This is a genomic window from Bradyrhizobium ferriligni (genome assembly GCF_056837965.1).
In genome coordinates this window covers 49468-74394 of the sequence record NZ_JBXEJO010000039.1, presented here as the reverse complement: position 1 = coordinate 74394, position 24927 = coordinate 49468, and the positions used below count along the sequence as shown (strand labels likewise).

Sequence of the window (24927 nt, the reverse complement as noted above, 5' to 3'; positions counted from 1 at the left end):
TCCGGCGCAGCTTCCACACGAAAGGTAGCGCCGCGCCGGCGCCGAGAAGCGCACGCCCGCCCGGCCGTGCGCAGAACCCTAGATGTCGATGGTGGCGCTGAGCGAATTGTCCTGGATGAACTCACGGCGCGGCTCGACCACGTCGCCCATCAGCTTGGTGAAGATATCGTCGGCCTCGTCGACCTCCTTGATCTTCACCTGCAGCAGCGAGCGCGCCTCGGTGTCCAGCGTGGTCTCCCAGAGCTGTTCCGGGTTCATCTCGCCGAGACCTTTGTAGCGCTGCAGCGAGATGCCCTTGCGGGCGGCGTCGGTCACGGCCTCGAACAGGTCGATCGGGCCGTGGATGATCTGCTCGGCATCCTTGCGCCGCAGCTTGCCCGCCCGCACGTAGATCTCCTGCAGTTCGGTCGCGTATTCGTCGAGCTTGCGGGCGTCGGCCGAGCCGAGGAAGGCGTCGTCGATCACGGCGAATTCCCTGACCCCGCGCACGGTGCGCTCGAACTGGAACCCCTGGCCTTCCGTGAAGGTGCCGATCCAGCCGCGCTCGACCTCTTCGGCCACGGCGTCCAGCCGCTTGGCGATGTATTCGGCCGCCGAATTGGCGGTGGCGATATCGCTCGTGATCCTGGGATTGAGCACGCCCGCGATCGCGGCCTGCTCGATGACGGCGCGATTATAGCGGCTGTGCAGGTTGCGCAGCACCGAGCGGATGACCCGGGCGTCTTCGACCAGCGACAGCAGATCACGGCCCGAGCGGTCGTCGCCGGAGGCCGGCTTGAAGACACATTCGTCGAGCCCGGTCGAGATCAGATAGTCCTCGAGGGCGCGCTCGTCCTTCAGGTATTGCTCGGACTTGCCGCGCGAGACCTTATAGAGCGGCGGCTGGGCGATATAGAGATAGCCGCCATCGATGATCGAGCGCATCTGACGATAGAAGAAGGTCAGCAGCAGCGTGCGGATATGGGCGCCGTCGACGTCGGCGTCGGTCATCACGATGATCTTGTGATAGCGCAGCTTGTCGACCGAGAAATCGTCGCTGATGCCGGTGCCGAGCGCGGTGATCAGCGTGCCGATCTGCTCGGAGGACAGCATCTTGTCGGGACGGACGCGCTCGACATTGAGGATCTTGCCGCGCAGCGGCAGCACCGCCTGGAATTCGCGGTTGCGGCCCTGCTTGGCGCTGCCGCCTGCCGAGTCGCCCTCGACGATGAACAGTTCGGATTTGGCGGGGTCCTTCTCCTGGCAGTCGGCGAGCTTGCCGGGTAGCGAGGAGACGCTGAGCGGATTCTTGCGTGTCAGCTCGCGCGCCTTGCGCGCAGCCTCGCGGGCTGCGGCGGCCTGGATCACCTTGCCGACGATTTCCTTGGCTTCCTTCGGATTCTCCTCGAACCAGGCGGCCAGCGCCTCGTTCAGGACGTTCTCGACCACCGGTCGAACCTCCGAGGACACCAGCTTGTCCTTGGTCTGCGACGAGAATTTCGGATCGGGCACCTTCACCGACAGCACCGCGGTGAGGCCCTCGCGGCAATCGTCGCCGGTTAGCGCGATCTTTTCCTTCTTCGCATTGGCGTCGGCATAGCCGTTGACCTGGCGGGTCAGCGCGCCGCGGAAGCCGGCCAGATGGGTGCCGCCGTCGCGCTGCGGGATGTTGTTGGTGAAGCACAGCACGTTCTCGTGGTAACTGTCGTTCCACCACAGCGCCGCCTCGACGCCGATGCCGTTGGCTTCCGATCGCACCATGATCGGCGCCGGCACGATCGCTTTCTTGTTGCGGTCGAGATATTTGACGAATTCCTCGACGCCGCCTGAATAATGCATCTCCTCGCGCTTCTCGACCGCGTGGCGCATGTCGGACAGCACGATGTGGACGCCGGAGTTGAGGAAGGCGAGCTCGCGCAGCCGGTGCTCGAGCGTCGCGAAATCGTATTCGACGTTCTTGAAGGTCTCGGTCGAGGCGAGGAAGGTGACCTCGGTGCCGCGCTTGCCCGGGGCATCGCCGACCACCTTGAGCGGCGCCACGGCATCGCCGTGCGCGAATTCGATGTAGTGCTCCTTGTCGTCGCGCCAGATCCGCAAGCCCAGCTTGCTGGAGAGCGCGTTGACCACGGAGACGCCGACGCCGTGCAGGCCGCCGGAGACCTTGTACGAGTTCTGGTCGAACTTTCCGCCGGCGTGCAGCTGGGTCATGATGACCTCGGCTGCCGAGACGCCTTCTTCCTTGTGGATGCCGACCGGAATGCCGCGGCCGTCGTCGTACACGGTGACGGAATTGTCGGCGTTGAGGGTGACCAGGACACGGCTCGCATGGCCCGCCAGCGCCTCGTCGATCGCGTTGTCGACGACCTCGTAGACCATGTGATGCAGGCCGGAACCGTCATCGGTGTCGCCGATATACATGCCGGGCCGCTTGCGGACGGCGTCGAGGCCCTTCAGCACCCGGATCGATTCCGCACCATATTCAGCCGGAATGGGATGCTCAGATTCGGCAGGGGTCTGCCGGGCAGGTTCAGTCATGTGAGGCCTTCGAGGATGTCCCGAATCAGCTGCACAAAATGAGGCGCTGATTCCGCTATTTGTGCCATGAAAGAGGGGTTGCGCCTAGCGCAAAGTCTCCATCTACAAACTATTGAATAAATAGGATTTTTTAGGCCTCTTTCAAGGTCTTCAAAGGCGGATTCCGAGGGCTTTGAAAAGCCCGATTCGGTGGCGGATTCGAAGCCCCTATCGAGGCCGATTCTGCGCCGCCAGAAACATGATGAGACCAGGCTGAATTGGAGCGGCTTCGGAGGTTCGCTTCTCCCCGCCGGGCATGGGCGAACCGGGGGGCGAGGGAATGCTGGTGCAATTTCGGAATATTAGAATAATGTTCCTGAGTTGCCCGACGTGTCAAGCTGCTTGATCGAACGCCGGCCGCCGCCGGCTACTTTGCATGGGGTTGTTTTCGATATTTTGGCAATGCGCTCTGCGACGGCGCCATCGCTTCAGATTGCCCTAGACTAGCCAATCAGCCGCGCCGTGTGGCGCGGCCGGATTCGACGTCGAAAATCTCCCCCCGAGGGCCGAGGTCGAGGAACGCCGCGGGATCGGCGCCGGTCATCCAGACCTGCGCGCCGAGCTTGGCGAGCTCGTCGAACAGCGCCTTGCGGCGGTTCGGATCGAGATGGGCGACGACCTCGTCGAGCAGCAGCAGCGGCACGATGCCGGTCATCTCCGCGACCATCGTGGCGTGCGCCAGCACCAGCCCGATCAGGAGCGCCTTCTGCTCGCCGGTCGAGGCGTCACGCGCCGGCATGTTCTTCGGTGCGTAGACCACCTGCAGATCGGTCAGATGCGGGCCGTCGAGCGTGCGGCCGGCGGCGGCATCGCGTGGCCGGCCGGCGCGCAGGATCTCGCGGTAGCGGTCCTCCACTGCGGTTGCGGGCTCCTGCAGCAGCGCGTTCTCCATCCAGCCGTCGAGCATGATCTCGGCGGAGGGGAAGGCCGAGGCGGCGCCGCGCTCGCGCAGCATCACGGCGAGCTTGGCGGCGGTCTGGCCCCGCGACGCGGCGACCGCGACCGCAAGCTCCGCGGTCTCGCGCTCGATCGCGTCACACCAATGGTCGTCATAGTTGCGCACCTCGAGCAGCCGGTTGCGCGAGCGCAGCGAGCGCTCCAGCGCGGAGACGCGGCTGGAATGCTCGGAATCGATCGCCAGCACCAGGCGATCGAAGAAGCGCCGCCGTTCCGAGGCGGCGCCCATGAACAGGCCGTCCATCGCCGGCGTCAGCCACACGATGCGCAAATGATCGCCGAAAGCGGTCGCGGAACCCACCGGTTCGCGGTCGATGCGGCAGCGCCGCGTGCTGCCGGCGTCACCGGTCGGCGGATCAATACCGGTGCCGAGCGTGGCGAGGCCGAGCGCGCCCTCGACTTCGGCCGACACCGCCCAGGAGCCGTCACCCTGATTGTCGGCGATGTCCTCCAGCGTCGCGCGGCGCAGGCCGCGGCCCGGCGACAGGAACGAGACCGCTTCCATGCAATTGGTCTTGCCGGCGCCGTTCGGCCCGACCAGCACCACCATGTCGCCGGCGACCTGCAGCGCCGCCGTCCGGTAATTGCGGAAATGCGTCAGCGACAGGCGATGAATGCGGGACGGGGTCATCTCTCTTCCTTCCCCTCTCCCCCTGTGGGAGAGGGTGGCGCCTCACGAAGTGAGGCGACGGGTGAGGGGTATCTCACAGCTCGGCAAGCTTGGCGACAATGTCTTCCAGCACTGCCTCGGGCGTCCGCAAGACGTCATTGTTCCAGTAGCGCAAGACCTGAAAGCCTTCCGCCGCAAGCGCGTCAGTCCTGGATGCATCACGCGGCGACGAAGCGTGCTGACCGCCGTCGATCTCGATGGCGAGGCGCTTCTCAAAGCACGCGAAGTCGAGAATGTAATTGCGAAATGGAACCTGCCTTCGAAACTTCAAGTGCGACAGGCGCCGATCGCGCAGCAGGCGCCACATCTTCGCTTCCGCGTCAGTCGGCTCTCGGCGCATCTTCTTTGCGAAGCCGCGGAGGCGTTCATCGGTCGGTCGATGGTGCGGCGTTCGCGGCACCAACCCCTCACCCGGCGCCTTCGGCGCCACCCTCTCCCACAAGGGGAGAGGGTGCAGTTGAGCATGCGGAGAAGGTCATCACACCCGCATCGGCATCAGCACGTAGAGCGCGCCTTTGCTGTCGCGGTCCTGCACCAGGGTCGGCGAGCCGGGATCGGCGAGCTTCAGCACCGCGACCTCGCCCTCGATCTGGGCGGCGATGTCGAGCAGATAGCGCGAGTTGAAGCCGATATCGAGCGCGTCGGAGGCGTACTCGACCTCGAGCTCTTCGGTGGCGCTGCCGGAATCCGGATTGGTGACCGAGAGCACCAGCTTGCCCGCGGACAGCGCGAGCTTCACCGCGCGGCCGCGTTCGCTGGAAATCGTCGAGACGCGGTCGACGGCGGCCTCGAAATCCTTCTTGTCGACGACGAGTTCCTTGTCGTTGTTCTGCGGAATGACGCGGCCATAGTCCGGGAAGGTGCCGTCGATCAGCTTCGAGGTCAGCACCACATTGCCGAGCGTGAAGCGGATCTTGCCGTCCGACAGCTCGATCGAGATCTCGGCGTCGTCGCCCTCGATCAGCCGCTGCACCTCGCCGACCGTCTTGCGCGGGACGATCACGCCGGGCATGCCGGTTGCGCCCTTGGGCAGCGCGAGGTCGATCTGGGCCAGCCGGTGGCCGTCGGTCGCAACGCCGCGCAGGGTCGCCGCCTTGGCGCTGCCGGCTGCGTGCAGATAGATGCCGTTGAGGTAGTAGCGGGTCTCTTCGGTCGAGATCGCGAACTGGGTGCGGTCGATCAGGCGCTTGATGTCGGACGCCGGCAGCGAGAACGAATGCGTCATGTCGCCGGCGGCAAGGCCGGGGAAGTCGCTCTCGGGCAGGGTCTGCAGCGTGAAGCGCGAGCGGCCGGCGCGCACGGCGAGCACCGAGCGGTCGCCGTCGGCTTCCAGCACGATCTGCGAGCCGTCGGGCAGCTTGCGGACGATGTCGTAGAACATGTGTGCGGGCACCGTGGTCGAGCCGGCGGTTCCGGTCTCGGCGGCCAAGGTCTCCGTCACCTCGAGGTCGAGGTCGGTCGCCTTCAGCGACAATTTGGCGCCCTCGGCGCGGATCAACACGTTGCCGAGGATCGGGATGGTGTTGCGGCGCTCGACCACGCGGTGAACGTGACCCAGCGATTTCAGGAGTTGCGCGCGCTCGACGGTGACCTTCATTGCAATACCCGCCAGATCCCTCAGATGGAAAAGCCGGGCGGCCGTTCAGGGCAGCACCGCGGCATTGGAAACCCGAAAAGCCGGATCAATACCGGATTTGATCAAACCCACGGGGGGACCGCAAGGTGGCGCGTATGGGCGGCCGGTGCAAGGGATACGGGCGTGAAACGAGCCCCGTTCCCCACGTTTTGGGTCGGAAAAAAGTTTAGCCCTCCCCTTTGGCAAAGGGGAGGGCGATGGAACGAGCCGGCCGGATGAAGCGGCCCTATTCCTGCAGCTGGCGCTTCAGCGATTCGACTTCCTCCGAGAGCGCCGTGTCCTTGGCGACCAGTGCCTCAATCTTGCGCACGGCGTGCAACACCGTGGTGTGGTCGCGGCCGCCGAAGCGCCGGCCGATCTCCGGCAGCGAGCGCAAGGTCAGCGTCTTCGCCAGATACATCGCGACCTGACGCGGGCGCACCACATTGGCGGTGCGGCGGGACGACAGCAAGTCGGAGCGGCTGACATTGTACTGCCGGGCGACCACGCGCTGGATGTCCTCGATCTTGATCCGCTTCGGCTCCTGTGGGCGGATCAGGTCGCGCACCTCGCGCTCGGCCATCTCCAGCGTCACCGGCTGGTTGTTGAGCTTGGAGTGCGCCAGCAGGCGGTTGATCGCGCCTTCAAGGTCGCGGCCGTTATGGGTGATGGTGCGCGCCAGATAGTCGAGCACCTCCTCCGGCACGTCGAAGCTTGCATGGTGGGCGCGGGCCGCGGCGACGCGCGACTTCAGGATGCCGAGCCGCAGCTCCTCGCCGAGCGAGCCCATCTCGACCACGAGCCCGCCCGCGAGCCGCGAGCGCACGCGGTCGTCGAGGCTTTCCAGATCAGACGGCGGACGGTCGGCCGCGATCACGACCTGGCGGCCGGCATCGATCAGCGCGTTCAGCGTGTGGCAGAACTCGGCCTGCGTCGACTTGCCTTGCAGGAACTGCAGATCGTCGATGACCAGCACGTCGATGCCGCGCAGCGCCTCCTTGAAGGCCAGCGCCGTCTGCGTCTTCAGCGCCGCGACGAAGCCGTACATGAACTTCTCGGCGGTGAGATACAGCACCTTGCGCTCGCCGCCGGAATTGCCGGACCAGGTCACCGCCTGCAGCAGATGCGTCTTGCCGAGGCCGACGCCGGCATGAATGTAGAGCGGGTTGAACATCACGGGATCGCCGCGGCGACCTTCCGCGACCTGGCGGGCCGCCGCATGAGCCAGCGTGTTGGACCGGCCGACGACGAAGCTGGCAAAGGTCAGGCGCGGATCGAGCGGCGAGCCGCCGAGCGCGTCATGGCTTGCCGACACCGGCGCAGTTGCAAACGAGCGCAATTCGGGCGCGGGGCGACCGTCGGCGCGCTCGATGCGGCGCACTTCGACGGGCGCAGCCGTTTCCTTCACCGGAGCCGTCGCACGGATCGCCGAGCGGACGGTAAGGTCGATCTTGTGCACTTCCGGCATCTCGGCCTGCCAGCAGGACAGCACGCGATCGGCGTAATGCGCCTGGATCCAGCTCTTGAGGAACCGGGTCGGAACCGACAGGTGCACGCTCTCGTCGTGCACGCTCTCCAGATCCATCCGTGCGAACCAGCTCGTGTAAACGTCCTCGCCAACGCTCGTCCGCAGACGTCCCTTCACCCGCGACCAGCGATCCTGTTCCGTGTTCGTCATTGCCTTCGTACTTCCAAGTCTGAGAGATATTCGTTGCGAAAGCGCCGCGCAGGTTGGCTGCCACGGCGCGACCTCTAGCGGGCGCGGTCTGCTCCGGACAAAGCTCTCCCGTGCGGCGACCATGCGCCACCCGACAGATCAGCTGTTTGGAGAAGATGCGCCCCGCGAGGTCAGCGCGTACTCGACGGACGCTGCGGGTAGGAACTGACGTCCGAGGGGTTGATTACGGCACCACTGGAAATTTGCGCTTCGGCTGTCGTTGGTTCGACTGCAGTGATGATACCGTAAGGCATAAGTCCTCCCCCTCCCGCCGCGACGTATCGCGGCAAGTTGTCAGCTTGCTCGTGTCTTCAAATTCGAACTGCTGCTACCGAACACCGAAATGCCCGGCGCTTCGCCGCCGCCGTGTCGTCGTCAACCCGTTCACTCGCTCCGCGTTCCCGCTGCCAGATTCCGACCGACGTCCTGGTCTCTCTTGTTCGATCCCCCAAATTGCCGGGGACATCGCCGGAGAATTTTTGACACAGGTCGTCCGTCCTCATATCGCTATGAGCCGTCAATCCAGCTTCGCTTGGAAAGCGTCGCTAACGCACACACCGCCGCCGATTTGTGCGTCCGCCCCTGGGTCTCAAACCGCGCTGATCTGGAGAGCCGTGGGCGTCGCGAACAAGAAATAAATACACCAAGCACATTTCCTGACAATCCGTGGATTCGACGGGGACCGAGACTCTTCGCAACTGTTGCGGCGTTGCCGATGCTGAGTTGCGAAAGCAAGTTTTTGAATCAGCGCACAGATTCACGCGCGTCACAAACGACGGTGCAATACCAAAAATTTTTCATAGAAAATTTACATTTGGTCTCGCGCCGGTCATTTTTCCAATCGCTGTCCAACGCTATGTGCATAAGTAATTCGCGAGACGTCATTTTTCTCGATTACTTTTGCAGGGTAACCCCGCATCGCAAGTTTCGCCGCGAAATGCTTGCGCGCTATTCCATCTATCCAGCTTAGCGAAGGACAATCTGTGGGCGAGTGCGGCGCATTAAGCATGTTGAGCCGGTAGAACTACGGACGCGACGAAACGAAACATGACACGCAGTTCGTCGCGCGGCAACGCGAAGTGTTCTCGCGCTATGAAACTTCCACGACAAAAGTCGAGACAAAAACAAAAAGCCCGGCGCGAGCCGGGCTTCGTGACAAATGTGTCTTCCAGTCAGCTCACGCGCCGAGCTTTTACTTGGCGAGCTTGGCGATCCGCTGCGACAGACGCGAGACCTTACGGCTCGCGTTGTTCTTGTGAATGATGTTGCGCTGCGCTGCCTTCATCAGCTCGGGCTCGGCGCGGCTCATCGCCTTCAGTGCCGCCTCGCGGTCGCCGCTCTTGATCGCTTCCTCGACGGTGCGCACCGCGCCACGCATCTGCGTGCGGCGCGACTTGTTGACGATGGTGCGGCGGGCAATCTTGCGGGTCGCCTTCTTGGCGGAGGTGGTGTTGGCCATGGTTCTCTAACTGTCCTTCGGCGGTGATCGCTCGGTGGTCGGGCTTGCGCGCACCGGCCGGTTCAAATCTCAACTCTGATGTATTTGTCCAAGGTGGTTTTCTTGGGTGTCCTTGAGGCGGCCATGCGAGGAGCGCAAAATGCTGCCCCGCGCCTGCGGCACTGTCCAAAGAACAGCGGCGGCAGGATTGCGCCCGCCGCCATCGGCCGGTCTTATAGATGGCGCGGGCTGAAGCGTCAACGCTTTCGGGACCCAAAAAGGGCCCGAAATCGCCCCCGCGGGGGCCGGATAAGCCGCTGAAGAGGTTGAATTTCCGGGGGGCGCCCGGTAAGGCCTGACGACGCGTGGGGCGCGACTGGGAGTTAGGGTGACGCATGATCCGCGGCTTTTTCCGTCTGATCGGCCTTCTGCTGCTGGCCGGCAGCTTCATCTTCATGGTCTATGACGGGGCCCGCTACGTCGCCGACCAGAGCCTGCGGTTCACCCAATTCGGCCAGTTCTGGAACGACATCCACCAGTCGAGCCAGCAGGCATTCCATGCCTGGGTGGATCGCTTCGCGCCCTGGCTCTGGAATGACGTGATCCGCCTGCTTCTGGAGCAGCCGGTGTTCGCAGTGCTCGGCATTGCTGGCATCCTGCTGATGATCCTGTTCCGGCCGCGCAAGCCCTTGATCGGCTACACGCGCGACTGACTTGTCGGCAGCCCTCCTTGGCTGCAGCACTCAGTAACGGGGCTGCCATCATCCGCGTAAGGACATATATAGGTGACAGCCGGCCCGCAGGCCGTTGCCGCGTCGGCCGATGTCCCGCCTGGAGGTGTCCATGTTGTTCATGCGCAAGACCACCGCGTTGCCAAGCGCCGCCGAGGCGCTGCCGGGCCGCGCGACGCCGATCCCGACCGCGACCACCCATTTCGTCAATGGCAGCAAGTTGCAGCCGCCTTATCCGCAAGGCCTCGAGCAGGCGGTGTTCGGGCTCGGCTGCTTCTGGGGTGCGGAGCGCAAATTCTGGGAACTCGGCGAGGGGATCTACACCACCGCGGTCGGCTATGCCGGCGGCCACACGCCGAACCCGACCTATGAGGAAGTATGCTCGGGGCGCACCGGCCACACCGAAGTGGTGCTGGTCGTGTTCGACCCGAAGAAGATCTCCTACGAGAAGCTGCTGAAGACGTTCTGGGAGAGCCACAACCCGACGCAGGGCATGCGCCAGGGCAACGACATCGGCACGCAATATCGCTCCGCGATCTACACGTTCAGCGACGCGCAGCGCAAAGCCGCCGACCAGTCGCAGGCGATGTACCAGAAGGCGCTGGCCGCCAAGGGTCTCGGAGCGATCACAACCGAGATCGCGCCGGCCGGCGAATTCTACTTCGCCGAGGACTACCACCAGCAATACCTCGCCAAGAATCCGGCGGGCTATTGCGGGCTCGGCGGCACCGGCGTGTCCTGCCCGATCGGCGTCGGCGTCACCGCCTGATCGTCTTGTTGAGAAAGAGCTCGCTCCGGAAAGCCGGTTTGCGCTCTTGCCGGGCACGGCGCTAAGCCAATGGGAGGCCGGCTTTTCCGGCCTCCCGCTCGACCCTCGAAAACCTTTTATTAACCATAAGTGGTGCAAGACTGGGCCTGTCTCGCCGTTGAGGGATAGGTCCGGTGCCGGTTGCACGCGCGTTACGATTGCCGATCACTGCCGTTGTGGCTGCGCTCGCGCTGTCTGGCTGCATGAGCACGTCCGGTCCCGTCGCCGTCGGCCCGCAAGGCGTCGATGCCGTCAGCTATGGCCCGGCCTACGCACCCGCTCCGGTTGCCGATGCAGGCGGCGGCGGTGCGATCAGCGCGTTGCGTTCCGCCTTCGCCAGCGCGTCCCCTGGTTATGGCTATGCCGCGCCGGCCGCCGCCCCGGTCGTCTATGCCGCCGCCCCGGGTGGACCCCCGGCCGGCTACGACAACGGCTATCATCTTGGCCCCGGCGACAAGCTCCGCGTCGTGGTCTACGGCCAGGAAGGCCTGACCAATTCCTATGCGATCGACGCCGCGGGCGCGATCACGATGCCGCTGATCGGCTCGGTGCCGGCGCGCGGCCGCACGCCGGCCGGGCTTGCCGGCGAAATCTCGGCACGGCTGCGCAACGGGTTTATCCGCGAGCCTTCGGTGGCGGTCGAGATCGAGTCCTATCGTCCGTTCTTCATCCTCGGCGAAGTCCAGGCACCCGGCCAATATCCCTACGTGCCGAACATGACGGTCGAGAGCGCGGTCGCGATCGCCGGCGGCTTCGCGCCGCGGGCCCGCCGCGACAGCGTGACGCTGACCCACACCGATGCGTCCGGCTCCGGCCGCTTCGTGGTGCCGCTGGGCACGCCGATGAGCCCGGGCGATACGGTGTTCGTCGGCGAGCGCTGGTTTTAGAAAAGTCGTCATGGCCGGGCTCGACCCGGCTATCCATCTTCGCTCGATGGATTGCCGGGTCAAGCCCGGCAATGACGGATGCTACTTCTTCAAATGCTTTGCGAAAAATTCCATGCTGCGCGGCCAGGCGATGTCGGCGCTTGCCTTGTCGTAGCTGGCGCGCTCGTCGCAATGGAAGCCGTGCTGCGCGCCGGGATAGATGAAGACCTCGACCTCGGGCCGCTTCGACTTGATGGCCTCGACATCGCTCAAGGGAATGCCGGCATCCTTCTCGCCGAAATGCAGCTGCGTCGGCACTGCCGGCTTGTCGTCGGCGAAGCGCACGATGGCGCCGCCGTAATAGCCGACCGCGGCTGACAGCCCGGCGAGCTTGGTGGCGGCAGCATAGGCGACGCTGCCGCCGAGGCAGAAGCCGGTGATGCCGACCGGCCCGGCGGGCTTCACCGCGTCGATTGCGGCCTGGCTGTCGCGCAGCATCGCGGCCCAGTCCGGATTGGCGACGAACTTCCGCGCCTCGGCGATCTCGTCGGGGGAATAGCCGCTCTGGAAGTTCGGCGTGATGCGGTCGAAGATCGATGGCGCAACCGCTACATAGCCTTCCTTCGCCAGCCGGTCGCAGACCGAGCGGATGTGGTGATTGACGCCGAAGATCTCCTGGATCACGACGACCGCGCCCTTTGGCGCGCCGGCAGGATCGGCGCGGTAGGCGCCGAGTTCAAATCCGTCCGAAGCCTTGAGTTTGATGTCTTGTCCCATGGTCCATCCTTGTCAGTTTGGGGGTTGCATGAAGGTCATCGACGATGTGGTCCAAAGCGCGATGAAATCGTCATCGCGCTTTGGCTCTTCGTTTGAGCGTGGCCGTTTCGAAAAACCGCTTCGCGCTTTCCGGACCATGCTCTAGCGCCACATCCAGTTCTCGCCCCAGTCGGCCTTCCAGCCGGTCAGCCGGTGCTTGCGGAATTGGAGGAAGAGACGGTCGTGGTGCGGAAACAGCCCGCTGCCGCCGAGGTCGCGGAAGGTCAGGAATATCTCGTTGCCGTGCCGTCCGCTGACATAGGTGAGGGGCGTGCCGAGCGCGCGCTGCGCGTCCGCAACGCCCATGCCGAACACCAGCGGCGTGGTGTTGGACAGCGTCGCGGTGAAAGTGGACGGGGCTGTTACGAACGGCAGCTTCTGCGCGCTCGCCCCTGTCGTGGCCGCAGTCAGCAACAAGGCAACGGCGATTGTCTTCATGGCGCGGTCTTTCCCGGCGCGCCCTCAAGGCCGTCCAGGAACGGCAGCACCGCGGCGATGAACGCCTGCGGCTGGTCGATGTTGACGGCGTGGCCGGCGTTCGGAATCACCGCCTTCTGCGCACCGGGGATCTTTGCCGCCATGTAGTCGGATGCCGCCAGGAACGGCGTGTCGTCGGCGCCGACCACAACCAGCGCTGGCGCCTGGATCCCGGGCAGCGATTCGATCACCCGTGCATCGCGCTGGGCCAGCATGCCGCGCGCCGCGAGCGCGAGGCCCCTGGCGTCGCGATGGGTGACCGACGCGCGCTCGGCGCTCAGCGATCTCAGCACCTCGAGCCCTTCGCGGTCGAAGCGGTCGCCGGTGTCGCGGGCGCGCTTGTTCCAGACCTCGCGGGCGTCGTCCTTCTTGAAGCCCGGGCCGGTATCGATGATCAGCAGCGCCCGCACCCGCTCCGGATGGGCGCGATGAAAGGCGAGCGACATGTAGCCGCCGAGCGACAGCCCGCCGACGATCGCCTTGTCGGCGCCGGCGGCGTCGAGCAAAGCGGCGATGTCGCCGACCGTCAGCGCTTCGCTATAGGCATCGGGATCGTCGGGATAGTCGGATTGGCCGTGCCCGCGCATGTCCCACAGGATCAGCTTGTGCCGCTGCGACAGCGCCTCGATCTGGCCCTGCCACATCGCCGACGTCGAGGAATAGCCGTGGGTCAGGATCAGCGGCGGGCCGCTGCCGTGAACCTCGTAGTAGATGTCGACGCCGCTGCGGTTGAGCTTGGCCATTGACGGGCTCCTTGTGTCTCTCTCGCCGCTGTCATCGGACGGCGTTGCCGATCCCTGCTGCCGACGCTTTGAGCAAGCGCCAGTCGATTAGACACGAACGCTGGCATTCCAAAAAGCGTCATGCCGTTGCCGCATCGCACAACAGGCATCTTCGGAAATTTATTCTTTTCGAGCAATTCCAAATTGGATTGCCTCCAGCCGGGAACCGGATCATTGTTTCGGCAACTGTCGCTGACCCGGTGGGCGCCGGCCAAGACCCAACAGTGAGTTGCCGCCGTAAGCGGCTTCCTACACCGGAAGGGGAGAGAGATGCCAAATCTCAATATCAACGGACGGAATATGTCCGTCGAGGCGGCCAATGACACGCCGCTGCTTTGGGTCATCCGCGAGCAATTGCAGATGACGGGCACCAAATTCGGTTGCGGCGCCGGTCTGTGTGGCGCCTGCACGGTTCACGTCAACGGCGAAGCGGTGCGGTCCTGCCAGACCTCGGTCGCCGACGCCGTCGGCAAGAAGATCACCACCATCGAAGGCCTGTCCGCCAAGGGCGATCATCCCTTGCAGAAGGCCTGGGTCGCCGAGCAGGTGCCGCAATGCGGCTACTGCCAGTCCGGCCAGATCATGCAAGCGGCGGCGCTGCTGTCGAAGAACACCAACCCGACCAAGGAAGAAGTGGTCGCGCATATGGACGGCAATCTCTGCCGTTGCATGACCTATTCACGAATCCAGAAGGCGATCATGCGCGCTGCGTCCGACATGCGCACCGCATCGGCCACCGGATCCGAGCGGAGGGCCACATGAACAAGCACGTGAACAACCTCGCGCCCGAGACGACCGATCTCAGCCGCCGTTCCTTCCTGGTCGGCACCGCTGCAACCGGCCTCGTGCTCGGCTACTCAGCGTCCGGCATCGACCAGGCGCTCGCGGCACCCGCAACCGCCAACTTCGAGCCGAGTGTTTGGTATTCGATCGCGCCCGACGGTCTCGTCACCGTGACCTGCGGCAAGGCCGACATGGGCCAGCACGTCGCCTCGACCATGGCGCAGATCGTCGCCGAAGAGCTCGGCGCGAACTGGAAGGACATGCGGGTTCAGCTCGCTTCCAACGATCCGAAGTTCAACGATCCCGTGCTGGGCGCGCAGATCACCGGCGGCAGCTGGTCGACGATGATGAACTTCGATGCGATGAGCCGCGCCGGCGCCGCCGGCCGTATCGCATTGACCGAAGCGGCGGCGGCCTCCATGGGCGTGCCGGCCGGCGAGCTGGTGGTGCGCGATTCCAAGATCAGCCATGCGAAGTCGAAGAAGTCGATGTCGTTCGCCGAAGTGGTGAAGAGCGGCAAGGCGACCAAGACCTTCACGGCGGATGATCTGAAGGCAATCAAGCTCAAGACGCCCGACCAGTACACCATGATCGGCGTCTCGGTGCCGCAGCTCGACATTCCGTCGAAGGTCAACGGCACGGCCAAGTACGGCATCGACGTGATGGTGCCGGGCATGGTCTACGGCGCGCTGGTCACCCCGCCGGTGCGTTACGGCGCCACCGTGAAGTCGGTCGACGATAGCGCAGCCAAGAAGCTGCCCGGCTTCATCAAGGCCGTCACCCTCGACGACAAGACCACAACCACGACCGGCTGGGTCGTCGCGGTCGCCAACACCTATGCGCAGGCGAAGAAGGCCGCGGCGGCGCTGAAGATCAGCTATGACGGCGGTCCAAACGCAAAACTGTCGAGCGAATCGCTGTTCGCCGAGGCCAAGCGGCTGCAGGGGCTCAGCGATTCCGGAGAGTTCTTCGTCAAGGACGGTGATCCGAACGCGGCCTTCGGCTCGGCGGCCAAGCTGTTGGAGGCGGAATACACCACCAACATCAACATCCACGCGCCGATGGAGCCGATGAACGCCACCGCGGAGTTCAAGGGCGACATCCTGCACATCTATTCCGGCAACCAGTTCGCGACGCGCTCCGGCGCGATTGCGGCCGGCGCCGCCGGGATCGATCCGAAGTTCGTGGTGATGCACCAGATGTGGCTGGGCGGCGGCTTCGGCCGGCGTCTCGACGCCGACATGATGGTGCCCGCGGTGCAGGCGGCGAAGGCCGTCGGCAAGCCGGTCAAGGTCATCTACACGCGCGAAAACGACATGACGATGGATTTCTCGCGTCCGCTGACCTACCAGAAGGTGAAGGCCGGCATGGACGGCGACGGCAAGATCGTCGCGATGAGCCACGACGTGGTCTCGGCCTGGCCGACCGCGCGTTGGGGAATCCCCGATTTCCTGACACCGTCGGTCGACAAGAAAGGCCCGCTCGACTCCTTCACCGTGAACGGAGCGGACTTCTTCTACACCGTGCCCAACCACTATGTGCGGGCGATCAAGAACGAGATGGCGCACAATGCCACCCCGTCGGGTCAGCTCCGCTCGGTGGCGCCGGGCTGGACGTTCTGGGCGGTCGAAAGCATGATCGACGAGATCGCGCATGCGACCGGCAAGGACCCGGCGCAACTGCGCATCTCGTTGCTCGACGGCAAGGGCAAGAATGACGGCGGCGCGCAGCGTCTCCGCAACACCTTGCTCGCTGCGATGGGCCTTGCCGGCTACGGCACCAAGCAGCTACCCAAGGGCGAAGGCATGGGGGTTGCCTGCGTGTCGTCGCAGGAGCGCGCCACGGCGAGCTGGACCGCCTGCGTCGCCCATGTCGCTGTCGCCCCGTCGGGCGAGGTGACGGTAAAGAAGCTGACGGTTGCGACCGACGTTGGTACGCAGGTGAATCCCGACGGCATCCGCGCCCAGGTCGAGGGCGCGGCGCTGTGGGGCATGTCGCTGGCGCTGTTCGAGAAGGCGACGTTGAAGGACGGCGGCATCGAGCAGACCAACTTCGACAGCTACACGCCGCTTCGGATGAGCCAGCTGCCGGAAGTCGCGGTCAACGTCATCGCCAATGGCGAGAAGGCGACCGGCGTCGGCGAGCCCGCGGTGACGGTGGTGGCGCCGGCGATCGGCAACGCCGTCTTCAACGCGGTCGGTGCCCGCGTCCGCGGCCTGCCGATCACTGCGGAAGCCGTCAAGGCGGCGATGAAGGCGTAACGACCTGAACGAACAAGGACGCCGGAGAGCGTGAGCTCTCCGGCGTTTTTCTTGGCTCCGCGCGTCGGCCGGGCGGTGACGGCATCAACATCCTCGAAGCCGCAAAAATTCATGATTCGCCGCCGACGCTCGCATCCGCATTGATTTTCGGGCGGCCTGAATTTGCTGGCGGATTTGGCGATCCCTCAAATTGTATTCATTGCGCTTAAGCGCCGTTCAGCATCCCCATTAAGCCGGAGGGAACGCATCGTCAGGTAGCGTCCCGGCGTCGGTCGTTACCGCGACGGGGATGCCATGACTGCCTTAGCCAACAACCAGACTTCGAAGCGCCGCCTCCTGCTGGCGTCAGATCGAAGCGACCAGAGCAACGAGCTCGCGAGCATTTTGCGCTCGGTGGGCGAGGTCGATACCGTTCCGACCTCCGACATTCCCGAGCAGCCGGCCCGCGATCTCTCCGGCATCGTCGTCGACATCAACCTGCGCTCGCCCGAAGCCGTGCAGCTCGTCCGCGCCAAGCTGCAGGCCGACGCCTATCGCGAGATGCCGCGGCTGTTCGTGCTGGCGGATGCCTTGCATCACGCCTCGATGCAGGCCTGGGCGCTCGGCGCCACCGACACGATCTCGCGGCCGTTCGATGCGCGCGGCATCCTGCAGCGCATCCGCGCCGCGTTTCCCGACAACAGCGGTTATGACGAGACCGATCGCGGCAAGGCGCTCAACCGCGGTGTCGAAGCCGCGCACGGCGTGATGGTCAAGATGTTCGAGCGGATGCGCGCCGGCGAGCCGCTCAAGTTCGAGGACATCGTCGCCGCCGAAAACAAGATCCTCAAGGCGATCAAGCACAACTCGCTGCGCGAATGGCTGACCACGGTCGGCTGCCATCACCAGGAGACCTATCGCCACTGCCTGTTCGTGACAGGCTTTGCAGTCGCGTTCGCGCAGCACCTCGGCATGCGTGAGGACGATCAGCGCCGGCTCGCCCGCGCCGCGCTGCTGCACGACGTCGGCAAGGCCTTCGTTCCGGTCGCGCTGCTCGACAAGCCCGGCGCATTGACGGTCGAGGAAATGGCCGAGATGCGCGAGCATCCGCGCCGCGGCTACGAGGCGCTGTCCGCGCAGGGCGGCTTCCCGCCGGAAATGCTCGACGTGATCCTGCACCACCACGAATTCCTCGACGGCACCGGCTATCCGAACGGCCTCAGCGGCAACCAGATCAGCGACATCGTCCGCGTCACCACGATCGTCGACGTCTATGCCGCTTTGGTCGAGAAGCGCGCCTACCGGCTGCAGTTCACCCACGCCAAGGCGTTCTCCATGATGGAGGAGATGGGCGGCAAGCTCGACCAGCAATTGCTGCAGGCGTTCCGCCCGGTGGCGTTCGGGCATTATTGAGCCCTCAACCCCGTCATTGCTACGTCGCTTCGTCGTCGCAATGCCGGCTGAGGCGACGGCTCTAGCCAATCAACGCAAGTCGTGCTCCTTACCTCCGCCTAGATTCCGGTGATCATCGGCAAGACCGATGCTCCGACGGGTGAGGACGATCATGGATACGGCAACGACCGGGGATTTCGACATCCCCGCCGACATCGCGGCAACCCTTGTCGATCCCGTCGCTTATGCGGATGACCGCATCCACGACAGCTATCGTTGGCTGCGCGCCAACAACCCGCTCGGCATCGCGCGACCCGAGAAGTTCGATCCGTTCTGGGTGGTGACCAAGCACGCCCATATCCAGGCGATCAGCCGGCAGAACGAGCTGTTCCACAACGCCGACCGGCCGACCACGCTGACGACGCAGGCGCTCGAGGAGCGCGTTCGCAAGATCACCGGCGGGCCCAATCTGGTGCGCTCGCTGGTGCAGATGGACGCGCCCGATCACCCGAAATATCGCGCGCTGACGCAAGGCTGGTTCATGCCGGCCAATCTCGGCAAGTTCGAGGCCCGCGTCCGCGAGATCGCGCGCGCCACGGTGCAGCGCATGCTCGCGAGGGGCGGCGCCTGCGACTTCGTCGAGGACGTCGCGCTCGGCTATCCCCTGCACGTCATCATGGAGATCCTTGGCGTGCCCGAGGCGGACGAGCCGCGCATGCTCAAGCTGACGCAGGAACTGTTCGGCCCGCAGGATCCCGACACCGCGCGCGTCCGCGACGCGCTGAGCGCGGAGCAGGTCTCCGCGATGCTGCAGGCGATCATCGCCGACTTCTCCGCCTACTTCCGCAAGATCACCGAGGATCGCCGTCAGCACCCGCGCGACGATCTCGCCACCGTCATCGCCAATGCGAAGATCGGCGGCGACTACATGCCGGAGCACGATCAGACCAGCTACTACATGATCGTCGCGACCGCGGGCCACGACACCACCTCATCATCGACCGCCGGCGCGATCTGGGCGCTGGCCAGGGACCCCGCGGAATTCGCCAAGGTGAAGGCCAACCCGGAACTGATCCCGGGCCTGGTCGACGAGTCGATCCGCTGGATGACGCCGGTCAAGCATTTCATGCGCTCGGCCACCGCGGATACCGAGCTCGGCGGCCGCAAGATCGCCAAGGGCGACTGGCTGATGCTGTGCTACGCCTCGGGCAATCGCGACGAGGAGGTGTTCGAGGACCCCGATCGCTTCCGCAGCGATCGCAAGCCCAATCGCCATGTCGCGTTCGGCTATGGCGCGCATCTCTGTCTCGGTCAGTACCTCGCCAAGCTCGAGATGCGCATCCTGTTCGAGGAGCTGCTGCCGCGCCTGAAGTCGCTGTCGCTCGATGGCGAGGTGAAGATGACGCAGGCCTATTTTGTCAACGGCCCGAAGAAGCTGCCGATCCGCTTCGAGGTGAATTGACGCGGCCAGGCCACGTCACTCCAGCATCTTCCTGAGCTCCGCCTTCGCGACCTTCTCCAGCGTCGAGCGCGGCATGTCGTCGACGAAGCGGATCTCGCGGGGCACCTTGAAGTCCGCGAGCCCGGAGCGGCAGGCGGTCATGACGTTGTCGTGCAAATCGGCCGGCAGGGCGGCGACGCCGGTTTGCGGGATGATGAAGACGACCGGCACTTCGTCCAGCATCGGATGCTTCTTCGCCACGACAGCGGCCTCGCGCACGCCCGGCACCACCGCGATCACCTGCTCGATCTCGGATGCTGCGACATTCTCGCCGCCGACCTTCAGCATGTCCTTGGAGCGATCGCCGAACTTGATGTAGCCGCGCTCCAGCATCGTGACGCGGTCGCCGGTGATGAAATAGCCGTGCTCGTCGAAGCTCTCGCGCGTGGCCGTCTCGTTGTGCAGATATTCGGCGAACAGCGACAGGCCTGGAATGCCCTTGATCAGGAGGTTGCCGGTCTCGCCGACGCCGGTCGGCGTGCCGTCGTCATTGGTGATGCGGATTTCGTATTCGGGCGCGGCACGGCCGATCGACATCGGCGTGTTGGGTTGATCGACCTCGCCGATGATGCCGTGGGTGATGGTCTCGGTCATGCCCCACCAGCCGATGATCTTGATGCCGAACACGTTGAACGCCGGCGGCTCGTTCACGGCGGTGCCCCAGAGCCGGAACTTGTGATTCTTCGGCACCTCGTGCTCCAGCAGCGCCTTCATGCAGAACGGGATCGTCGAGGTCCAGGTCGAGCCGTGCTCGAGCGCCACCGGCCAGAAGCGGCTCGCCGAGAAGCGCGGCTGGATCACACAGGTCGCCCCGACCCACAGGCTCGCCAGCATCGAATAGGCCAGCGCGTTGGTGTGGAACAGCGGCAGATAGGTCTGGTGCACGTCAAAGGCGTGCAGATCCTGATGCGCGGCGTTGACCTTGGCTCCCCACAGCGCGTTGGTGTGGGTCCACAGCACCGCCTTCGGCCGCGACGTGGTGCCGGAGGTATATTGCACGCTGCAGGGCGCAAGCGGATCGGTCGGGCGACGCGGCCGGTCGGCGCTGTCGGCAAACAGCACGTCGAAACTGTCGCCGCGCGCGGGCGGCTGTGCCGGCGCTTGCCCGGCGTCGTGCGCGGTTACCGCGATCCAGCGCAGGCCCTTGCAGTTGGCTGATATCAGCTCGGCATAGGCCGGCTGGGTGATCGCGGCGACCGCGCCGCAATGGCCCGCAAAATATTCGATCTCGGCGGCGGCGGAACGGGTGTTGGTGGTGACGGCGATGGCACCGAGCTCGACGCAGGCGAACCACGACATGATCGCCTCGATGCAATTGTCGAGATGGATCAGGACATAGTCACCCCGCCGGATTCCGCGCTTCGCAAGACCCGCAGCGAGCGCGCCGACGCGCTCATGGAATTCGCCGTAGCTCCAGCGCCGTGCCGGCGCGTCGAACGGCGCCCAGATCAGGAACGGATGATCGCGGCGCACCTCGGCGCGCATCCGCAGCAGCCATGGCACGTCGAGCCCCGCAAACGGTCCGACGACGCCCGGCACTGCTTTTGAATTGCTCATATGTCCTCCCGCGTGGCCTTGCCGGCCGCCATTGGTCTTGGTTGGGAGCAGTTCTGCCATCGGTGTGCGCCGAGAGCAAATCGGGATTTGCAAAGCGGTTTTGCGTTGAAGCAATCTGTTCCGCCGCGCGGAAGAGATCGATATATTCGCGGCATCCGTCATCGGGCGCGCACTCGCACGCCACGCCGGCTCGCAATGACGAGCGAAAGCTAGGTCGCGCCCTTCTCGTACGACGAGATCTCGATCAGGCTGCCGTCGGGGTCGCGGCAATAGACCGAGCGCAGCGTGCCGCGCGCGCCTTGCTTGGCCACCGGGCCTTCCTCGATCCTGACGCCATTGGCTTTCAGATGCGCGACCACTTCCTCGGGCGTGCTCGAAGTGAGGAAGCAGAGATCGTCGCTGCCGGCCGCCTCGTGATCGGCGGTGAACCAGTCCACCTTGTCGGCATCGCGCGGCCGCACATTGATCTTCTGGTTGCCGAACACCAGCGAGGTGCGCGGTGTCTTGCCCTTGCCGGGGTCGAACACCTTCACCTCCATGCCGAGGATCCTGCTGTACCAGGCAACCGAGCGCACGACATCGGTGACGTTGATCACGAGATGGTCGAGCCCATTCACCTTGACGGACATGATCGATCCTCTTCGGTCCAGAGTGCTTTCGAGCGATGTGGTCGCCGGTTCTGGTGCGATCAGAGCCGAAGCTTAGTCTTTCGTCGCGGTCGGCGGCGCACGTGTCGCACTGGCCGCTTCAGGCATTGTTTGTTAAAACCGCGCCGCACGCAACGCAACAGAAACGGGCAGGGCGCCAAACCCTGCTGAATTGGGAGAAACTTCATGATTTCACGCCGTACCGCGCTGGGCCTGATCGGGTCGGGGATTTCGACATTCGCGATCGGCCGCGCTTCCGCTGCCGACTATCCGGCGCGGCCGGTGCGCTGGATCGTGGGTTATCCGCCGGGCGGCGCCACCGACATCATCGCGCGCCTGGTCGGGCAGCGGCTGTCGGAGAGGCTCGGGCAGCAATTCGTGATCGAGAACAAGCCGGGCGCCGGCAACAATATCGGCACCGAGGCGGCGATCAACGCCGAGCCGGACGGCTACACCGTGCTGCTGGTCAATCCGGCCAACTACATCAACGCCTCGCTTTACGCCAATCTGAAGTTCAACTTCGTGCGCGACGTCGCGCCGGTTGCTTCCTTCAATCGCGTGCCGAACGTGATGACCGTCAACAAGGACGTGCCGGCCAAGACCGTTGCCGAGTTCATCGAATATGTGAAGGCCAATCCCGGCAAGGTGAACATGGCCTCTTCCGGCAACGGCACCTCGGTGCATCTCTCCGGCGAGATGTTCATGGCGATGACCGGCTGCAAGATGCAGCACGTGCCGTATCGCGGCGCCGCGCCCGCGATCACCGACATGCTCGGCGGCCAGGTGCAGGTGATCTTCGACAACATGCCTTCGATCATCCAGCACATCCGCTCCGGCGCGTTGCGCGCGCTGGCGGTGACGTCAACGGAGCGATCCTCGCAGCTGCCCGATGTTCCGTCGGTCGCCGAAACCGTGAAAGGCTACGAGGCGAGCGCGCTGTTCGGCATGGGCGCGCCGAAGAATATGCCGAAGGAAGTTATCGCCAAGCTCAACACCGAGATCAACGCCGTGCTCGCCGAACCCGACATGAAGAAGCGCCTGGTCGAGCTCGGCGGCGATCCGCTGATCCAGACGCCGGAAGCCTTCGGCAACGACATCAAGGCCGAGACCGACAAGTGGAAGAAGGTGGTCGAGTTCGCCGGCCTCAAGGTCGAGTAGGCCTCGCAAGAGGTGCGATGCTGGATCGCGCGAGACCAATGTGGCCCGCGCGGTACGGCCGGTCCCTGGCCGAAGCCAAATTCGTCGGCCTTGACGCGGAATAAAATGACGTTCAGGAACCTTACAAAGGATGCCGTATCTTGCTAACTGCGGCATCCGAGGAGCCGGATCATGCGCGCATCGGGATTGGCAATGCTTGTTCTGGGAACGGTGACGCTCGCAGGCGCGGCGAGTATCACGCCCGCTTCCGCCGATCCTTATGACTACCCATGGTGTGCGCAGGGCCCGAGCCTGGGCTATCCCGGCGAATGCGCCTATCGAACCTACGAGCAATGTCTCGCGAGCGTGTCCGGCCGCTATCTCTATTGCGGCGAGAATCCGCGCTTCCTGTTCAGCGAACCGCCGCCGCCACCACCGGGCCGCTATCAGCGCCGGCACCGGACCGTTTATCCCGACTAGCGTTGCGGCATCGCCGCAAGGCAGTCTGTCGCCACCGTTCCTGACGTTCGTCCCCGCGCCGGGCCACATCCTGACGCGATCGTGAAGTCGCGCGCTTGACGTCGCGCCGTTTGCGCCTATACTAAACCACATGGTTAAGTATCAGGACGAGACGCTGGACCGCACCTTTGCCGCGCTTTCCGATCCCACCCGCCGCGCGCTGCTGGCGCGGCTCGGCGACCAGGAAAGCCTGTCGGTGAGCGAGCTGGCGCAGCCGTTCGCGATGTCGTTGCCCGCGATCATGAAGCATCTCGACGTGCTCACCGATGCGGGTCTCGTCGCGCGCGAAAAGACCGGACGCACGGTGGCGTGCCGGCTCACCGCGCGGCCGATGGAGCAGGCGATGAACTGGCTCAATCGCTATGCGCAATTCTGGTCCGACAACCTCGACCGCCTTGCCGCTTTTGTGGAGGAAGATCCATGGCAAACAAATCCGCAGTCGCCGCCGACGCCGGCCTCGCCGCGCGCCCAAGCCTCACCCTCACGCGGCGGCTCCGCGCGCGGCCGGAAAAAGTCTACGCCGCGTGGACCGAACCGGAAAATCTAGCGCAGTGGTTCGGACCGGGTGGGGTCAAGCCGGCCACGACGCGCGCGGAGCTCGATGTCCGCGTCGGCGGACGCTATCGCATCGGATTCATCGGCACCAACGGCGAGTATCACGAGGTCGGCGGCGTCTATCGTGAGGTGGTGCCGAACGAGAAGCTGGTGTTCAGCTGGGCCTGGCATTCGACGCCCGAACGCGAATCCGAGGTGACGATATCGATCAAGCCCGATGCCGGCGGTACGCTGCTCACCTTCCATCACGCGCAGTTCGTCGATGAGACCGCCCGCGACAACCACCAGCGCGGCTGGACCGCATTCCTCGGCAATCTGGAAAGCTTTGTCGACGCCTGATCTGCAAAGGAGCATCCCCATGCAACAGCACAAGATCGTCTCGCGCGAGGAATGGATCGCAGCCCGCAAGGCGCTGATGGTCGGTGAGAAGGAGTTGACCCAAGCCCGCGAAGCGCTGAGCCGGCAGCGCCGCGAACTGCCCTGGGTCAAGGTCGACAAGGACTATGTGTTCGACGGGTCGGGCGGCAAAATGACGCTCGGCGATCTCTTCAGGGGCAGGCCGCAACTCGTGGTGCAGCACGTGATGTTCGCGCCGGAATGGGACGCAGCGTGCAAGAGCTGCTCGTTCTGGGCCGACGGCTTCGAGCGCATGGTCCCGCATCTGGCCGCGCGCGACACCACGATGCTCGCGATCTCGCGGGCGCCGCTCGCCAAGCTCGACGCATTCAAGGCACGGATGGGCTGGACCTTCGACTGGGTCTCCTCGGGAGGGAACGACTTCAACTACGATTACGGCGTCTCGTTCACGCAAGCGCAGATCGATGCGGGGACCGCGAAGTACAATTATGGAACGACCCCGCTCTACGGTCCCGAACTGCCCGGCATCAGCGTGTTCTGTCGCGACGAGCAGGGAAGCGTGTTCCACACCTACTCGACCTTCGCGCGCGGCCTCGACATGATGAATGCCGCCTACCACTATCTCGACCTGACGCCGCTCGGCCGCCACGAGGAAGGATTGCCCTATCCGATGGATTGGGTGCGGCTACGTGACCAGTACCAACCGGCGCCGGTTCAGGCATCCTGCTGTCACTCCTGATCGTCATTACGAGCGCAGCGAAGCAATCCATCGCGCCGCAAGTGTCGAGATGGATTGCTTCATAGCTTCG

22 protein-coding genes and 1 pseudogene are annotated in these 24927 nt (G+C 64.7%); 12 read left to right on the top strand and 11 right to left on the bottom strand.

Annotated elements, in window-relative coordinates:
* Positions 1 to 78 precede the first annotated feature (78 nt).
* The 6 genes from gyrB to rpsT form a co-directional block, all read right to left on the bottom strand.
* On the bottom strand, positions 79 to 2514 hold the full coding sequence (gene gyrB, locus AC1VNY_RS23385) for a DNA topoisomerase (ATP-hydrolyzing) subunit B (protein WP_482406941.1): 2436 nt from the start codon (positions 2512 to 2514) through the stop codon (positions 79 to 81).
* Between the two features lie 490 nt (positions 2515 to 3004).
* A complete protein-coding gene (gene recF, locus AC1VNY_RS23380; protein WP_482406940.1) occupies positions 3005 to 4141 on the bottom strand; it encodes a DNA replication/repair protein RecF in 1137 nt (378 codons plus the stop codon).
* Between the two features lie 73 nt (positions 4142 to 4214).
* Positions 4215 to 4580, bottom strand: coding sequence for an endonuclease domain-containing protein (locus AC1VNY_RS23375; RefSeq protein ID WP_482406954.1), 366 nt, complete (start codon positions 4578 to 4580; stop codon positions 4215 to 4217).
* 78 nt (positions 4581 to 4658) lie between these two features.
* Positions 4659 to 5777, bottom strand: coding sequence for a DNA polymerase III subunit beta (gene dnaN / locus AC1VNY_RS23370; RefSeq protein WP_074126563.1), 1119 nt, complete (start codon positions 5775 to 5777; stop codon positions 4659 to 4661).
* Positions 5778 to 6042: 265 nt separating this feature from the next.
* Positions 6043 to 7473 (bottom strand): chromosomal replication initiator protein DnaA, encoded by a 1431-nt coding sequence (dnaA, locus tag AC1VNY_RS23365; RefSeq protein WP_482406939.1) that lies wholly within the window; start codon positions 7471 to 7473, stop codon positions 6043 to 6045.
* Positions 7474 to 8704: 1231 nt separating this feature from the next.
* Positions 8705 to 8971, bottom strand: a complete 267-nt coding sequence (gene rpsT / locus AC1VNY_RS23360) for a 30S ribosomal protein S20 (RefSeq protein ID WP_016842667.1) — start codon at positions 8969 to 8971, stop codon at positions 8705 to 8707.
* Positions 8972 to 9345: 374 nt separating this feature from the next.
* On the opposite strand from rpsT, the gene AC1VNY_RS23355 reads away from it, so the two are divergent.
* From AC1VNY_RS23355 to AC1VNY_RS23345, 3 genes are all read left to right on the top strand, one after another.
* Complete coding sequence (locus tag AC1VNY_RS23355; protein ID WP_482406938.1) at positions 9346 to 9663, top strand: hypothetical protein; 318 nt, start codon at positions 9346 to 9348, stop codon at positions 9661 to 9663.
* A gap of 130 nt (positions 9664 to 9793) precedes the next feature.
* Positions 9794 to 10450, top strand: coding sequence for a peptide-methionine (S)-S-oxide reductase MsrA (msrA, locus tag AC1VNY_RS23350; RefSeq protein ID WP_482406937.1), 657 nt, complete (start codon positions 9794 to 9796; stop codon positions 10448 to 10450).
* Between the two features lie 173 nt (positions 10451 to 10623).
* Positions 10624 to 11376 carry a polysaccharide biosynthesis/export family protein gene (locus tag AC1VNY_RS23345; RefSeq protein ID WP_482406936.1) on the top strand — a complete coding sequence of 251 codons (753 nt, stop codon included), beginning with the start codon at positions 10624 to 10626 and terminating at the stop codon, positions 11374 to 11376.
* 81 nt (positions 11377 to 11457) lie between these two features.
* Here AC1VNY_RS23345 and AC1VNY_RS23340 read toward each other — a convergent pair whose 3' ends face one another.
* The 3 genes from AC1VNY_RS23340 to AC1VNY_RS23330 form a co-directional block, all read right to left on the bottom strand.
* Positions 11458 to 12132, bottom strand: a complete 675-nt coding sequence (locus AC1VNY_RS23340; protein ID WP_482406935.1) for a dienelactone hydrolase family protein — start codon at positions 12130 to 12132, stop codon at positions 11458 to 11460.
* A 141-nt stretch (positions 12133 to 12273) separates the two neighbouring features.
* Positions 12274 to 12609 (bottom strand): hypothetical protein, encoded by a 336-nt coding sequence (locus AC1VNY_RS23335; RefSeq protein WP_482406934.1) that lies wholly within the window; start codon positions 12607 to 12609, stop codon positions 12274 to 12276.
* Positions 12606 to 13391, bottom strand: a complete 786-nt coding sequence (locus tag AC1VNY_RS23330; protein ID WP_482406933.1) for an alpha/beta fold hydrolase — start codon at positions 13389 to 13391, stop codon at positions 12606 to 12608. The genes AC1VNY_RS23335 and AC1VNY_RS23330 overlap by 4 nt, the downstream gene beginning before the upstream one ends.
* Positions 13392 to 13700: 309 nt before the next feature.
* Here AC1VNY_RS23330 and AC1VNY_RS23325 point away from each other — a divergent pair, with 309 nt between their 5' ends.
* The 4 genes from AC1VNY_RS23325 to AC1VNY_RS23310 all read left to right on the top strand — a co-directional run bounded on the left by AC1VNY_RS23325 (position 13701) and on the right by AC1VNY_RS23310 (position 19307).
* Positions 13701 to 14192 (top strand): (2Fe-2S)-binding protein, encoded by a 492-nt coding sequence (locus AC1VNY_RS23325; RefSeq protein WP_026192016.1) that lies wholly within the window; start codon positions 13701 to 13703, stop codon positions 14190 to 14192.
* Positions 14189 to 16474, top strand: coding sequence for a xanthine dehydrogenase family protein molybdopterin-binding subunit (locus tag AC1VNY_RS23320; protein ID WP_482406932.1), 2286 nt, complete (start codon positions 14189 to 14191; stop codon positions 16472 to 16474). The genes AC1VNY_RS23325 and AC1VNY_RS23320 overlap by 4 nt, the downstream gene beginning before the upstream one ends.
* A gap of 294 nt (positions 16475 to 16768) precedes the next feature.
* On the top strand, positions 16769 to 17866 hold the full coding sequence (locus AC1VNY_RS23315; protein WP_482406931.1) for an HD-GYP domain-containing protein: 1098 nt from the start codon (positions 16769 to 16771) through the stop codon (positions 17864 to 17866).
* Between the two features lie 151 nt (positions 17867 to 18017).
* Positions 18018 to 19307: a cytochrome P450 gene (locus tag AC1VNY_RS23310; RefSeq protein ID WP_482406930.1), complete on the top strand. Its 1290-nt coding sequence runs from the start codon at positions 18018 to 18020 to the stop codon at positions 19305 to 19307.
* Between the two features lie 15 nt (positions 19308 to 19322).
* Here AC1VNY_RS23310 and AC1VNY_RS23305 read toward each other — a convergent pair whose 3' ends face one another.
* Positions 19323 to 20903: an AMP-binding protein gene (locus AC1VNY_RS23305; protein WP_482406929.1), complete on the bottom strand. Its 1581-nt coding sequence runs from the start codon at positions 20901 to 20903 to the stop codon at positions 19323 to 19325.
* 209 nt (positions 20904 to 21112) lie between these two features.
* Positions 21113 to 21532, bottom strand: coding sequence for a VOC family protein (locus AC1VNY_RS23300; RefSeq protein WP_038382552.1), 420 nt, complete (start codon positions 21530 to 21532; stop codon positions 21113 to 21115).
* A 204-nt stretch (positions 21533 to 21736) separates the two neighbouring features.
* On the opposite strand from AC1VNY_RS23300, the gene AC1VNY_RS23295 reads away from it, so the two are divergent.
* The 5 genes and pseudogenes from AC1VNY_RS23295 to AC1VNY_RS23275 all read left to right on the top strand — a co-directional run bounded on the left by AC1VNY_RS23295 (position 21737) and on the right by AC1VNY_RS23275 (position 24857).
* Positions 21737 to 22708: a Bug family tripartite tricarboxylate transporter substrate binding protein gene (locus tag AC1VNY_RS23295; protein WP_016843619.1), complete on the top strand. Its 972-nt coding sequence runs from the start codon at positions 21737 to 21739 to the stop codon at positions 22706 to 22708.
* Positions 22709 to 22879: 171 nt separating this feature from the next.
* Positions 22880 to 23167 carry a DUF3551 domain-containing protein gene (locus AC1VNY_RS23290; RefSeq protein ID WP_028341408.1) on the top strand — a complete coding sequence of 96 codons (288 nt, stop codon included), beginning with the start codon at positions 22880 to 22882 and terminating at the stop codon, positions 23165 to 23167.
* Positions 23168 to 23297: 130 nt separating this feature from the next.
* On the top strand, positions 23298 to 23753 hold the full coding sequence (locus tag AC1VNY_RS23285) for an ArsR/SmtB family transcription factor (protein WP_212057892.1): 456 nt from the start codon (positions 23298 to 23300) through the stop codon (positions 23751 to 23753).
* A pseudogene (locus AC1VNY_RS23280) lies at positions 23738 to 24100 on the top strand (SRPBCC family protein); the annotation flags it as partial. The gene AC1VNY_RS23285 and the pseudogene AC1VNY_RS23280, both read left to right, overlap by 16 nt.
* 19 nt (positions 24101 to 24119) lie before the next feature.
* On the top strand, positions 24120 to 24857 hold the full coding sequence (locus AC1VNY_RS23275; protein WP_482406928.1) for a DUF899 domain-containing protein: 738 nt from the start codon (positions 24120 to 24122) through the stop codon (positions 24855 to 24857).
* Positions 24858 to 24927: the final 70 nt, after the last annotated feature.

Coding starts and splice junctions, on each gene's coding strand:
- gyrB (WP_482406941.1), bottom strand. CDS start 2,514: ATGACTGAACCTGCCCGGCAGACCCCTGCCGAATCTGAGCATCCCATT.
- recF (WP_482406940.1), bottom strand. CDS start 4,141: ATGACCCCGTCCCGCATTCATCGCCTGTCGCTGACGCATTTCCGCAAT.
- dnaN (WP_074126563.1), bottom strand. CDS start 5,777: ATGAAGGTCACCGTCGAGCGCGCGCAACTCCTGAAATCGCTGGGTCAC.
- dnaA (WP_482406939.1), bottom strand. CDS start 7,473: ATGACGAACACGGAACAGGATCGCTGGTCGCGGGTGAAGGGACGTCTG.
- rpsT (WP_016842667.1), bottom strand. CDS start 8,971: ATGGCCAACACCACCTCCGCCAAGAAGGCGACCCGCAAGATTGCCCGC.
- AC1VNY_RS23355 (WP_482406938.1), top strand. CDS start 9,346: ATGATCCGCGGCTTTTTCCGTCTGATCGGCCTTCTGCTGCTGGCCGGC.
- msrA (WP_482406937.1), top strand. CDS start 9,794: ATGTTGTTCATGCGCAAGACCACCGCGTTGCCAAGCGCCGCCGAGGCG.
- AC1VNY_RS23340 (WP_482406935.1), bottom strand. CDS start 12,132: ATGGGACAAGACATCAAACTCAAGGCTTCGGACGGATTTGAACTCGGC.
- AC1VNY_RS23335 (WP_482406934.1), bottom strand. CDS start 12,609: ATGAAGACAATCGCCGTTGCCTTGTTGCTGACTGCGGCCACGACAGGG.
- AC1VNY_RS23330 (WP_482406933.1), bottom strand. CDS start 13,391: ATGGCCAAGCTCAACCGCAGCGGCGTCGACATCTACTACGAGGTTCAC.
- AC1VNY_RS23325 (WP_026192016.1), top strand. CDS start 13,701: ATGCCAAATCTCAATATCAACGGACGGAATATGTCCGTCGAGGCGGCC.
- AC1VNY_RS23320 (WP_482406932.1), top strand. CDS start 14,189: ATGAACAAGCACGTGAACAACCTCGCGCCCGAGACGACCGATCTCAGC.
- AC1VNY_RS23315 (WP_482406931.1), top strand. CDS start 16,769: ATGACTGCCTTAGCCAACAACCAGACTTCGAAGCGCCGCCTCCTGCTG.
- AC1VNY_RS23310 (WP_482406930.1), top strand. CDS start 18,018: ATGGATACGGCAACGACCGGGGATTTCGACATCCCCGCCGACATCGCG.
- AC1VNY_RS23305 (WP_482406929.1), bottom strand. CDS start 20,903: ATGAGCAATTCAAAAGCAGTGCCGGGCGTCGTCGGACCGTTTGCGGGG.
- AC1VNY_RS23300 (WP_038382552.1), bottom strand. CDS start 21,532: ATGTCCGTCAAGGTGAATGGGCTCGACCATCTCGTGATCAACGTCACC.
- AC1VNY_RS23295 (WP_016843619.1), top strand. CDS start 21,737: ATGATTTCACGCCGTACCGCGCTGGGCCTGATCGGGTCGGGGATTTCG.
- AC1VNY_RS23290 (WP_028341408.1), top strand. CDS start 22,880: ATGCGCGCATCGGGATTGGCAATGCTTGTTCTGGGAACGGTGACGCTC.
- AC1VNY_RS23285 (WP_212057892.1), top strand. CDS start 23,298: ATGGTTAAGTATCAGGACGAGACGCTGGACCGCACCTTTGCCGCGCTT.
- AC1VNY_RS23275 (WP_482406928.1), top strand. CDS start 24,120: ATGCAACAGCACAAGATCGTCTCGCGCGAGGAATGGATCGCAGCCCGC.